Consider the following 12054-nt stretch of genomic DNA (forward strand, 5'->3'; position numbering starts at 1 on the left):
TCGGGTCAGCCGAGGACGGCGAGCACCTCGTCCGAGGCGCGCTCGCCGGCTTCGAGAGCGCCTTCCATGTACCCCGTCCACACGCGCGCCGTCTCCGTCCCGGCCCAGTGGACACGTCCCACGGGCGCGCGAAGCGCCGCGGCGTGCGCGGTGAGCACGCCCGGGCCGAGGACCATCGAATAACAGCCACGCGACCAGCGCTCGGCGGGCCAGTCCTGATCGACGTAATCGATCGGCGCGGCCGCGCTCGGCCCGAAGAAACGCGTGAAGGAGTCGACGGCGGCTTTTTTTCGTTCCTCGGGATTCTTTCCGCTCATGGCGCGCGCGTCCTTGCCCATGAAGAATCCGACGAGCGCGCCGTGCGAGCCGTCCTCGGGAGAATCGTCGAAGGCGAGCTTGACGGAGCCCACGTCGGAGAGCGCCTCGCCCGAATATCCCGCTTGCCGCCAGAACGGAGACGCGTACGTCGCCACGCATTTGATCACGCTGCCCATCGGCGACCGCTGCGTGAGCTGATCCCGCGACGCGGGCAGGGCCGGCTCGTAATCGATGCGCCCCGCGAGCGCGGGCGGTATCGCCACGATCACCCGCTTGCACCGCCACGTGCCCGCGTCCGAGACCACGGTCGCGCCCTCCGCGTCCTGCGCGATGCGCCGCACCGGCGCGCCGAGGACCACCCGCTCCTCGCCGAGCCCACGCGCGAGCCGGTTCGAGACCTCCTGAAACCCCTCCGCGAGGCGCGTCTCCTGCGCGCCATTCTCGACTTCCGTCAAGCGCATGAGCCCGCCGCCCTGGCGCAGGTAATACAGGAAAAACAGGAGGGACAGCTCCGACGGCTCCGCCGCGAAGACCGCCCGCACGGCCGTGTCGAGCATCGCTTTGGCGCCGCGGGTCTTCACGTTCTTGCGTTTCCACGCCTCGACCGTGGTCCCGTCCCATTCGAGCGCCTTCGGCGCGGAGAGCGGATCGTCGATCGGCACCTCCTTCACGAGCGTCTCGATGCGCTGGATCGTGATCCCGAGGTCGACGGCGCCGATCAAGGACAGGCTCGGGATCGAGGTCTTGTACGTCGTCAGCGTCCCGCCGAGCGAGAGCACCTTCTTGCCGTCGCCCCATTGCTTGAACGGCGACAGGCCGAGCTCGGCGACGAGCTTCGTCATTCGGTCCTGCGTGGGGCCAATCCATTGCGCGCCGAGATCCACGCGGTTGCCCTGCGCCGTCGTGTGGCTCAGCGTCCGGCCGCCGACCCGGTCCCGCGCCTCCAGCACCACGACCGAGACGCCCGCGGCTGCGAGCTTTCGCGCCGCCACGAGGCCGCTGAGCCCCGCGCCGACGACCACCACGGATGCCTCGCGCGGCGCTCCTTGCCCGGTTTCTTTCATCGCGGGGGCAGGATACCGCTGTTCGGGCCGGTCGTGTGCTCCGTTTACCGATGGGGCGCGAGCAGGGCCCGCACCTTCGACAGGATCGCGACGTCCGCCGGCGGGAAGAGCTCGTCGTGAAGGTCGCCCGGCCCGGCCCACTTCACGTCGGCGACGTCGAGCGCCTGCGGATCGGGGGATCCCGGCGCGCGCGTCACTGCAAAGAACAGGAGCAGCACGGATTTTTCCGGGTATCGGTGAAACGTCACCTCGACGGGATCCCCGACCGAGACCTCCATGCCGATCTCCTCGCGTAGCTCGCGCACGAGGGCCGCGCGCGGGTCTTCGCCGGGCTCGACCTTGCCGCCGGGGAACTCCCAGGCGCCTGCGAGGTGCGTGCCGCGTTTGCGCTGGGTGAGCAGGACGCGCCCCTCCTCGACGAGGACGGCGGCGGCGACGAGAACGGGCGGGCGGGAGGAAGCATCGGTCATGGCGGCGACGAACCCTAGCACCTCGCCCCAAGCTGTGACATTCCGGCGCCATGCCCATCACCTACAGCCAGGCCGGCGTGGACATCGACCGGGGAGACGCCCTCGTCGAGCGCATCAAAAAGCTCGCGCGCCCGACGCGCATCCCCGAGGTCGTCGCCGACGTCGGCGGCTTCGCGGGCCTCTGCGCCCTGCCGAGCGGGCTCGTCGACCCGATCCTCGTGAGCGGAACGGACGGCGTCGGCACGAAGCTCAAGGTCGCGTTCGCCGCGAACGTGCACGACACCGTGGGCCAGGACCTCGTCGCGATGTGCGTGAACGACGTCATCACCGTCGGCGCGCGCCCCCTGTTTTTCCTGGACTATTTCGCCACCGGGACGCTCGAGCTCGACGTGGGCGAGGCCGTCGTGCGGGGCATCGCCGAGGGCTGCAAGCTCGCCGGTTGCGCGCTGCTCGGCGGCGAGACGGCCGAGCTCCCGGGCATGTACGCGGCGGGCGAGTACGACCTCGCGGGCTTCGCGGTGGGCGTCGTCGAGCGGGCGAAGATGCTCGATGGCACGAAGGCGCGCGCCGGTGATGTCGTGCTCGGCGTCGCGTCGAGTGGGCTCCACTCGAACGGGTATTCGCTGGCGCGCAAGGTGCTGTTCGAGCGAATGGGGCTCGGCATCCACGACGAGGTCCCCGGGCTCGGGCGCACCGCGGCCGAGGCGCTCCTCGTGCCCACGCGCATTTACGCGCGCGCGGTGCGTGAGCTGCTCGCGGCGGTGCCTGCGGCCGTGCGCGGGCTCTCGCACATCACGGGCGGGGGCTTGCCGGGCAACCTCCCGCGTGTCCTGCCGGAGGGCCTCGGCGCGCGGCTCGACCTGTCCGTGTACGAGCGGCCGGCGATCTTCCGGGTGATCGTCGAGCAAGGGCCGGTCGAGGAGGCCGAGATGCGCCGCACGTTCAACCTCGGCGTGGGCCTCGTCGTGGTGGTTGCGCCCGAGGCCGAGGCGGCTGCGCTCGATGCGCTGCGCGGGGCGGGCGAGCAGGCCTTCCGGCTCGGCGAGGTCGTCGAGGTCGGGGCCGACGTGCCGTTCGAGGATCGGGTGCGATTCGACCGATAGACCGTGGTGGCCGCGGATTCGCCGGTTACATTGGCGAAACCATGGAACCGCTCCTCTTCGTGTTCGGGTTTCTCCTCGTCGCGTATCTCCTCGCGGGCCTCCGGCAGATCAACCAGTGGGAGGTCGCGCTGCGCTTCACGCTCGGCAAGCTCTCCGGACGGGTGCAGCCCGGCGTGACGCTCTTCCTTCCCGGCTTCCAGTCGCTCCGCAAGATCGACACGCGCACGAAAAACCGCGACCTTTTGCGGCAAATGGTGATCACGCGCGACAACGTGACGACCATGGTCGACACGGTCCTCTATTACCGCGTCGTCGACCCCGAGAAGGCCACGCTGGCCGTGGAAAACTATGAGGCCGCGGTGAAGGATCGGGCGAAGGTCGTGCTCCGGGACGTCGTCGGCGAGACGCGCCTCGACGAGCTTCTCGCGCATCGCGAGGAGGTCGCGGCCAAGGTGCGCACGCAGGTCGAGAGCACGGTCTCGCAGTGGGGCTTGCACGTGGAGCTGATCGGCCTCCAGGACGTGCAGCTTCCGCCGCAGATGCAGGAGGTTCTGGCGAAGGTCGCGATCGCCGAGCGCGACCGCAAGTACGTGGTCATCAAGAGCGAGGCCGACGTGGAGAGCGCGAAGAACTTCGCCGAAGCCGCCTCGATCCTCTCGAAGTCGCCGGGCGCGATGGAGCTGCGGCGCTTCGAGGCCCTCGCGAACCTGAGCCAGGGCAACACGAAGGTCATCTTCGACCTCGCCAAGCCCTACGACGACGTCCGGCACACGGCGGCCGTGATGGCCGAGGCGGCCACGACCGACCAGCGCGTGCGCGTCGACAACCCCGGCGCAGGCGCGCTCCGCACGGCCGCGCAGCACGAGGCCGAGGCCATCGCGGAGGCCGAGGCGGAGCTCCAGGCCCGCAAGTTCATGACGGGCCGGAAGATCTAGCCGCGATGCTCTCCGAAGGCAGTGCGCTCGCTGCGGGCGCGAGGAGCCTGCTCGACGCGAGGGGCGAGGCCGAGCTGTCGGCGCTCGTCGAGCGCAGCGCGGTCGAGCTCGTGGGCGAGGCCGATCGCTGGTCGATGGGCGCGCGCGAGGTGCGCGCGTATCGCGTGGTGCTCACGGTCTCCGCGGAGGATCACGTCCTCTTGACGGCGCACCCGAACCGGCTCTCGACCCTGCGCGACGCGTTTGCCGCGGCTGCGCGGACGCCCGAGACCGAGCTTGGGAGCCTCTCGCTCGTGCTCGCGCTCCCGCCCACGGGCGCGGGGTTTCATCGCCACGCCTACCGCGACGCGCCGGCTGCGCGGGCCGAGCCGCCGCCCCCGCCTGCGGCCGTGCTCGGCGGCGCGGCCGAGCTTTGCAAGGCCCGGAAAAACCGCGAGGCGGAGGGCATCCTGCGGCGGGCCTCGATGGAGCAATCGTACGTGCAGGCCGCGGCCCGCTCGATGCGCCGTTTCCTCCTGCGCCTCGACCCGGCCGATTTCGCGCGGATCGAGCGGGAGCCGCCGCTCGCGGAGAGCCTCACGTCGGCGGTGCGGGATGCGGCTGCGACGGCGGACGACCCTGCGTCGGCCGTTCATTTCGGCCTGCGCCTCGACGGGCCTGTGCCGGAGCTCCCGGAGCCCGAGGCCAGGCTCGCCCATTCGCTCGCCGGGAAGGGCGCCGTTTGCGTGCCCATCACGCGTCCTGACGGCAAGACGTGGCTCGCGGTGATCGGCGCCTCGGGCGTCGTGCTCGTGGAGCTCGTGCCGGGCCCCGACAAGGCAATGGTGACACGCGGTGAGGTGAAGGTGCCGCGCCTGCGCGTGTCGGCCGATGACCTCGTGAGTGCGGAGCGGGCCGATGTGGCGAGCGCCCTCATCGTGGCCGCGCTCGGGGCCTCGAAAATTCGTTAAAGCGTCTTCACGAAGTCGGCGTCGCGTCGGCGCCGGAGAGCTCCGAGAGAAGCGCCGCTTCTTGTGCCGCGAGGTCGGCCTTGAGCTTTTGCAGCGCTTCGAGTTTTCCCAAGAATAGCGAGCGTCGGGGTGGGCGTTTCCCGACCGTGACACCCTCGCGGGCCGAGAGCCGGCTCCTCCGCTTCGACGGCAAGTGCCCACCTCCCGTTCGTCCTGGAACAAAAACGTTTGTCCCGGGCTTGACATCCGAGTTTGTCTCGGGTAAGGTCGTCTTCAGAGGCCTGCGTGGAGCTCTGCGCTCCTGACCCAAAACCAATCAGCATGCTTCCCCGGACCAACCCGGATGCAGTAAAGCTTGGGCATGCGTCGCTTTCCCGTGCTCCTCGGCCTCCTGCTCGTCATCGCTCCCGCGCGCGAGAGCGCTGCCGAGGAGGTGGCTTTCCGTCTCGATTATGAGCCGGCGCGCGGGTGCATGGATCACGACACGCTGGCGTTGTTTCTCGAAGGGGACTTCGGCTACCACGTCGTGCGCGACGACGCCCGCGCGCTCGTGCGGATCACGCTGAAAGGTGGCGGGCGGAAGATGGAGGCGCATGTCTCCGCCCTCGACGACGCAGGGGTGGAGCGCTGGGAGGCCATGATCCCTGGGCCGATCGACTGTCGCGAGCTGATGCAGGACACGGCCTACGCGATCTCGCTGAACCTTGGGAAGTGGGAGCTGAAGAAGCAGGAGGTGCCCTCGTGGCTCCTGCGTGCGCCGGTGATCGAGGTCGGTACGGCGGCGCCGTCTCCACCCTTGCGTCCCTTCGTGGCGTACGATGATGATGCCCCCCTCCGCCGACGAACCCTGGATCCGTTTTATCGTGTGGAGACGACGCCGACTCCGCCGCCTGCGCCGACCGAACAGGGTTTGGCCGGTCCGACCTGGGCGGTTGGCGCGAACGCCTTGTTTGTCCCCGCGGGTTTGCCCGGGATAGGGGTGGGTGGAGGTTTGTCCCTTGACGCGCGCTGGCGTTTATGGTCTGTCGGCGTGGAGTTCCGTGGGATGGGTACATGGGAACAGGAGGTTGGCGTGGTACCCGTCCAGGCGACGACATGGGCTGGGCTCGGGATCGGCTGCGTGACGCCCCATGAGCGGTTTGGTCTATGCGGCATGGGGGGCGGGGGCAGTCTCAATGTGATGTATGCTACGGAGATTTCGCCAGTCGATTGGTCGGACACGCTGATATGGGCAGGCGCGCGCGCAACGTTTTTCATGTACCACGGCGAGCGGATGTCCGTCGCCCTGTTCGGGGAGGTTTTGGCGCCGCTTCAGGAGACGAAAGTGCTGATGAGGTCTACCTCGGGTGAGGTGATCCTCTGGCGAACCGGAGCCCTATGGACTTTGGGGATTTCGCCACGGTTCGAGTTCAAGTGAGGGTTGTGTGAATTCGAAAATTTATCTGGTTTTAAGTTGTTGTTTTCTACCGGTGATGGTCGCGATAGCAGTCCCTGCATGTGGGAACGGCGAGATTGTAGGCCAGGCGCCCGACTGTTGGACGCCGGCGACAGGCTTCGATAACTGCTGTTGCATCGACGGCCGTTTCTGTGAGTTCTGCGATGCCGGCCCAGGCGAAGACGCCGGCCCTGACGCCACCGAGGAGGACGCCTCCCCAAAATGTGATGGCACGTGCGTGCCTCTCCGGCCGACCAACTATGCGTGGAGCTTCCCCCACCTGGTCTGGTTTGGCCCGGCAGACATGGCGCCCACGTGCCCTGGCAACCTTCTCCATCAGTTCACCCGCTACCGTAATCTCATCGTCCCGGCCGCGTCGTGTGATGCGTGCACGTGCAGCTCCTCCACCGGGAGCTGCGCACCACCGAGCACCTTCGTGGCGCATGCGGCGGTCTGTGATCTCGTATCCGGCGCTGCCGAGACTCCCTTCACCCCGCCCGACGTATGGGATGGCGCTTGCACCGCGGAGAACGCCGTCCCGGCGAGCCTCGACTGCGGCGGCGTGCCATGCGTCCAGTCGCTCACCGTCGGGAAGCTCGGCAAGACGGATGGCGGCTGCGCGCCCTCGGCGCCCTCGACGTTGCCGCTCCCCGAGCCGCATTGGGGAGAGGCGGCCGTCGCATGCGAAGGGCTCGAAGACACCGGGCTCGCCGCGTGCGCGGATGACGAGATGTGCGTCCCCCTCGCCGACGCGGGCTACCAATCGTGCGTCTTCCTCGAGGGCGACTCCACCACCTGCCCGACCGAAGGGTACACGGAGCGGCACGTGTACTACCGGACCTTCACGAACACGCGGACATGTACCGCGTGCTCGTGCGGCGATGTGGAGGGCAGCGCCTGCACGGCCGCGGTGACGGCGTACAAGGACGACGCGTGCGGCGCGTTTCTCCTCGGCACGTCGGTCTCCTCGGACAAGGGCGCGTGCATCGACATGAGCCCCGCGGGCCAGCCCCTCGGCAGCAAGCGCGTCACGGACCTGCTGTACACCTCCGGCACGTGCGCTCCGAGCGGCGGCGAGCTGGAAGGCGTCGCCGAACCCTCCGAACCCATCACGTTCTGCTGCGTGCCTTGACGATCCCGGGAACCTTTTCCCGGCGACACGCCAAGCATGCGCATGAGCCACGTTCCGAGCCCAAGGGACGCGATCCTCGCGCTGCGGCCCTTCGTCGTCCTTTGGATGCGCGCCTTCGGCCACCAGCCCGCGGACGCTGAAGACCTCGCGCAGAAGGTCATCGCGGCCGCCACGGCCAGCGCCGACGCCCACGATCCCACGCGCGCCACGGTGAAGAGCTGGGTGTACGGCTTTGCCGTCCGGCTCTCGAAAAACCACAAACGAGAGCTGCGACGTCACGGCGAGATCTTCGACGAATCCCATGGCGAGAGCTTTTCCGCGCCATCCCCCTCTCCCACGCCCGAAGACATCGTCGCTTCGCGCAGCGTGCACGCGTTCGTCCTCGCCCGGCTCGAAGGCATGCGCCCCGAGCTGCTCGACGTCCTTCTCGCGTGCGACATGAACGGGCTGTCGGAGGAAGAGGCCGCGGTGGCGTTCGACATTCCCAAGGGGACCGTGAAGTCGCGGCGCTCCCGGGCTCGCGAGCAGGCCTATGCGCGGTTGAAGGACTACCGCGATGAGCTCCACGCGGTCTTCCCCGCGCTGCTCGTGGCGTCGGAGATGCAAAAGGAGGGGGGCCTATGGGCGAGCGTGACGGCGGTGCTCCTCGCCGCGGCGGGCGCCTCCGCGGCGACGTGGGTCCTCGTGCACGCCGAGCCGCCCATGGTCGCTGTGTCCTCGTCGCCGCGCCTGTTCGTCAGCGTCGTCGCGGGGAGCCCGTGTGAAGGACCGCCGTCAAGGGTGCCGCCCGCGCCGGTTCGTGTATGCGACGAGCCGACGAGCGTGAGCCGGCCGCGGGCCATGGTGGAGGCGGTCGAGCGCGCGGTCATGCAGGGCAACGTGCAAGCCGCGCGCAGCGCCTTGGAGCGTTATCTCCGCGCGTACCCGGCCGACCCGATACGCGCGCGGTCGATGTTCGGTTGGCTCCTCACAGGGTAGGCACCTCCCGAAAATCGACCGCGCCGCGGAACCTTTTTGGCGCGACGAACCAACCAGCTTCGTTCGAGGAACGATCCGTAGAAGCGGGCGATGGAGGCGGTGTGCGTTCTGGGCAAGCACCTCGCGTCTCCATCGCCCCCTTCTGCGGATCGCTCCTGGAGGGAATCAAGCGATGGAGGCGGCCTGCGACGCGCGTGCGTTTCGCCTCACGTTGTCATCAAAACGGTATGACTTTCAGGGTGTCCCGAAATCCTGCGTCCAGTATTTCTTGTACCCCGTCGTCCCCTGGTAATACCCCACGCCGATCTGCTTGAGCGAGGCATTCATGATGTTCTTGCAGTGCCCCGTGCTCGTCATCCACCCATTCACCACCGCGGTCGGGGTGGCATACCCGGCCGCGATGTTCTCGGCCGCCGACTTGTACGTGTAGCCGGCGCTCTTGATGCGCGCCCACGGCGTTGATCCATTCGATCCGGTGTGGCTGAAGAAATTCTTCACGCCCATGTCCTTCGAATGCTTGCGCGCCGCACACCGCAGCCGCTCCTCGGCCACGAGCGGGGGCGCCGGCGGATAGGCCACGCCTCCACAGCTCGCGCCGGCGGCGCGTTTCTGGTTCACCAGCGTCAGCACCTGCGCCTCGTAATCCACCCAGGCCTGATCCCAGGTCAGGATGTCGTCGCACCACGCCACGAGATCCGCCGTGTCCGCCTCCTGGGGGAGCGCCTTTGCGTTCTCGTCGTCGGCAGCGGTGGTCTCCAGGGCCTCGCCCAGCGCCCCGCCGATTTCATCGGCCGAATCGTCCGCGTATTCGTCCTCTGCTTCCATGGGGCCGCCGCAGCCGATCACCGTGAGCGAGCCCATCACGAGGAGCAGGGACAATGTAATGTTTTTCATAGCCAAGGATAGTATCACCCTATCCTCGTTTCACGAATCCCTCAATGGCGCCGCATTCGTGCTTCCATCGTATTCGTAATGGTTCGTCGTCAGCGGCGTTCGTTGGACGTAGAACCATCAGCGACGCGGGGCCTGCCCGCGCGCCACGCGGAGCGCGTAGGCCACGCCGTCGCGCAAGGTCCCCTTGGTCACGATCGTTCCAAGTTCCGCCCCAATTTCCACGAATGTCCGCGCGAGCTCCGGCCCCGTCCCCGTCGTGACCACCTCGGCGCCGAGCAGCCGCGCCGCCTGCGCCGCGCGGAGCAGCGCATCGGCCGCCTCCGCGGTCGCCTCTTTCACGCCCGTCAAGTCGAGGATCACGACCTTCGCGTTCTGCTGGCCGATCCCTTCGAGGAGCACGCCGAGCATCCGCTCGGCCCGCGCAGGCTCGATCGCCCCGACGAGCGGCATCACGAGCACGCCCTCCGCGATCGGCACGAGCGGCGTCCCGAGCTCTTCGAGCGCCGCTCGTTGCGCCGCGATCACCTCGGCCGCGAGCCTGCGCCGCTCCTCCTCCGCGCGCCGCGACGTCGTCAGATCACGGACGATCGCGCACCGCGCGATGCCCCGACCTTGCTCGTCGCGCACGAGGAACGCCGTCACGTGCGCGTCGAACGTCGTGCCGTCGCCGCGCTGGTACGGGAGCACCCCGCTCCACGAGCCTTGCTGGAGCACCGAAGTCAGCACTTGCTCGCGATGCACAGCCTCCGCCTGCGGCGCGAGGGTGTCGTGGACCGAGCGGCCCACGAGATCGTCGCGCCCGAGCAGCCGTTCGAACGCCGGGTTCACGTAGCGCAGCGTCCCGTCCGGCGCCGCCACCCCCACCCCGTCCGGCGCGTTGTGGATCAGCGCCTCGAAGATCTGCGCCTTGCGGTGCAGGTGCTCCGCCCGCGTGCGGAGCTCCTCGTCGATGAGGCAAAGCGCCTCGCTCGACGTGCGGATGAACGTGCGGATCCGCGACGTCGCGTCCGGCACGCCCGCCGCGCGGAGCTCGAGCCCCACGTCGACGAACACCTGCCGCATCGCGCCGAGCACGCCCTGGAGCGTCGCCACCGACCAGCCGCGCTGCACCGAGCTGTCGATCCAGCGCCTCCAGCTCTCGACCGCGAACGGCATGGTGCCGTCGCGGAGCGCCGCGATGGCCGCGTCGACCTCCATGGCGCGGTCGGCGCGAAAGGCCTCCATCGACGCCCCGAGCGTCCCGCCGAGCACCGAGAGCGCCTCCTCGGTCAGCCGATCGACGAGCTTGTCCCGGCGCGTGGCGAACACCTCCGCGAACACCACGCCCTTCGTCCCCACGGGCTCGCTCATCGCCTCGGCGCCGCCCCTCGGCGCATCTGCCGCTTCAGCCGCTCGTGCCCGATCGCGTGCGCCACGCCCGCGCGCAGCGTGCTCCACGTCTCCATGCCGCCGAGGTCCACGTCGAGATCGAGCAGCGTCTTCGCCACCGCGCCCCGCACGCCCGTCAGCACCACCTCCGCGCCGACGAGCTCCGCGGCCCGCGCCGCGCGCACGATCGATTCGGCCACCTCCGCGTCCACCACCGGCACGCCCGTGATGTCCACGATCACGTGCCCCGCGCCCGTCCGCGTGATCCCCTCCAGCATCACCTCGATGATCTGCGGCGTCCGCGTGGCATCGAGCGCGCCGACGAGCGGCATCGCGAGCACCCCTTCGGCGAGCGGCAAGAGCGGCGCCGCGAGCTCCTGCAGCGCCGCGGCCTGCACCCTTTGCATCTCTTCTTCGAGCGCGCGTCGCTCCTCCTCGACCCGCTCCTCCGGCGTCGCGTCGCGCACGAGCACGCACCGCGCGATCGTCTCGCCCGACGCCGACTTCACACGGAACGCCTTGAGCCGCGCGTTGAACGACACCCCGTCCGCGCGCAGGTACCGCAGGCTCCCCTCCCAGTACCCCATGCGCTGCGAGACCTCGGCCATGTGCGCGAGCTTCGCGTGTTCGTCCGGGTGCACGAAGTTCTTGAAGTGCCCGCGCCCTGCCTCTTCCGAGCCCATCATCGTGCAGAACGCCGGGTTCGCGTAGATCACCGTTCCGTCGGGGAGGGCGATCCCGATCCCGTCTGGCGCGTTTTGCGCCACTGCGCGCAGCACCGTCGCGTGCTTCGCCGCTTCTTCCGCTTTCGCCCGGAACGCCCGATTGAACGCGGCCGCCGCTGCGTTCATCGCGCCGATGATGCGCCGCGCGCCCGTGTCTGCGCCGGGCACGCCCTCGTCCACGGCTTCGAGCGCGGCTTCGAGCAGGCCTTGGCCTGTGCGTTCGAGCCACGCGAGCACCTTGCGCATGTCCCAGCCGCGCTCCCTGGCCACGTCGCCGAGGCGGTGGACCCAGGCTTCGAGCTCGCTCGTGGCCGGGTTTTCCGCGGTGTCGAGCCACGTCTCGAAGCTCGCGCCGAGCTCGGCGTGGAGCTCGGGCGGCACCTCGCCGAGCTCGCAGGCTCCGCCATCTGCGCTCGTCTCCACGATACGCGCGAAGATCTCCGGGCGCCTTTGCGACATCGCCTGTCGGAACGCGGAAACTTCGGCTCCCGGCATGTACGCCTCAGCGTAAGAGCATCCTGGGCGCGCTCGCAAGCGCCCGCGCTGCGCCAGACGCGCCCGAACCGTGCCTGCGACGACGCGGGGCGGCATGCGCTGTTGCCGTGCGAGGGTTCGCCCTTGGGCCTTGTCGCGGGGAGAAAATCACGGTTGATTGTGCTCGGCGTGTCTCGCTCGGCCCCCG

The 12054-nt window shown here is 69.1% G+C and carries 11 protein-coding genes; 6 read left to right on the forward strand and 5 right to left on the reverse strand.

Translation table 11 applies throughout. From position 1 onward, the window contains the following. Window positions 1–5 precede the first annotated feature (5 nt). Entirely contained in the window at window positions 6–1382 is a 1377-nt protein-coding gene (locus QHF89_RS19115; RefSeq protein ID WP_136969031.1) for a flavin monoamine oxidase family protein, read from the reverse strand. A gap of 44 nt (window positions 1383–1426) precedes the next feature. Beyond that, the gene (locus QHF89_RS19120) at window positions 1427–1852 is read right to left on the reverse strand and encodes a (deoxy)nucleoside triphosphate pyrophosphohydrolase (protein WP_136969030.1); all 426 of its coding nucleotides are present in this window, start codon (window positions 1850–1852) and stop codon (window positions 1427–1429) included. 50 nt (window positions 1853–1902) lie between these two features. Between QHF89_RS19120 and purM the strand changes: the two genes are divergently transcribed. From purM to QHF89_RS19150, 6 genes are all read left to right on the forward strand, one after another. Beyond that, a complete protein-coding gene (purM, locus tag QHF89_RS19125; protein ID WP_136969029.1) occupies window positions 1903–2955 on the forward strand; it encodes a phosphoribosylformylglycinamidine cyclo-ligase in 1053 nt (350 codons plus the stop codon). Between the two features lie 41 nt (window positions 2956–2996). Next, window positions 2997–3890, forward strand: coding sequence for an SPFH domain-containing protein (locus QHF89_RS19130; RefSeq protein ID WP_136928891.1), 894 nt, complete (start codon window positions 2997–2999; stop codon window positions 3888–3890). Window positions 3891–3895: 5 nt separating this feature from the next. Continuing rightward, window positions 3896–4840, forward strand: a complete 945-nt coding sequence (locus tag QHF89_RS19135) for a hypothetical protein (protein ID WP_136969028.1) — start codon at window positions 3896–3898, stop codon at window positions 4838–4840. 376 nt (window positions 4841–5216) lie between these two features. Next, window positions 5217–6257, forward strand: a complete 1041-nt coding sequence (locus tag QHF89_RS19140) for a hypothetical protein (protein ID WP_136969027.1) — start codon at window positions 5217–5219, stop codon at window positions 6255–6257. A gap of 256 nt (window positions 6258–6513) precedes the next feature. Continuing rightward, window positions 6514–7407 (forward strand): hypothetical protein, encoded by an 894-nt coding sequence (locus QHF89_RS19145; protein WP_136969026.1) that lies wholly within the window; start codon window positions 6514–6516, stop codon window positions 7405–7407. A gap of 42 nt (window positions 7408–7449) precedes the next feature. After that, window positions 7450–8385, forward strand: a complete 936-nt coding sequence (locus QHF89_RS19150; protein WP_284720682.1) for a sigma factor-like helix-turn-helix DNA-binding protein — start codon at window positions 7450–7452, stop codon at window positions 8383–8385. 234 nt (window positions 8386–8619) lie between these two features. Here the strand turns inward: QHF89_RS19150 and QHF89_RS19155 are convergent, their stop codons facing one another. From QHF89_RS19155 to QHF89_RS19165, 3 genes are all read right to left on the reverse strand, one after another. After that, the gene (locus tag QHF89_RS19155) at window positions 8620–9279 is read right to left on the reverse strand and encodes a CAP domain-containing protein (RefSeq protein ID WP_284720683.1); all 660 of its coding nucleotides are present in this window, start codon (window positions 9277–9279) and stop codon (window positions 8620–8622) included. Between the two features lie 117 nt (window positions 9280–9396). Continuing rightward, window positions 9397–10629, reverse strand: coding sequence for a PAS domain S-box protein (locus tag QHF89_RS19160; protein ID WP_136969024.1), 1233 nt, complete (start codon window positions 10627–10629; stop codon window positions 9397–9399). Further along, on the reverse strand, window positions 10626–11831 hold the full coding sequence (locus tag QHF89_RS19165; protein ID WP_284720684.1) for a PAS domain S-box protein: 1206 nt from the start codon (window positions 11829–11831) through the stop codon (window positions 10626–10628). Before QHF89_RS19165 ends, QHF89_RS19160 begins: the two co-directional genes overlap by 4 nt. Window positions 11832–12054: the final 223 nt, after the last annotated feature.

This window comes from Polyangium sorediatum (genome assembly GCF_029946465.1).
Lineage (GTDB): Bacteria > Myxococcota_A > Polyangia > Polyangiales > Polyangiaceae > Polyangium > Polyangium fumosum.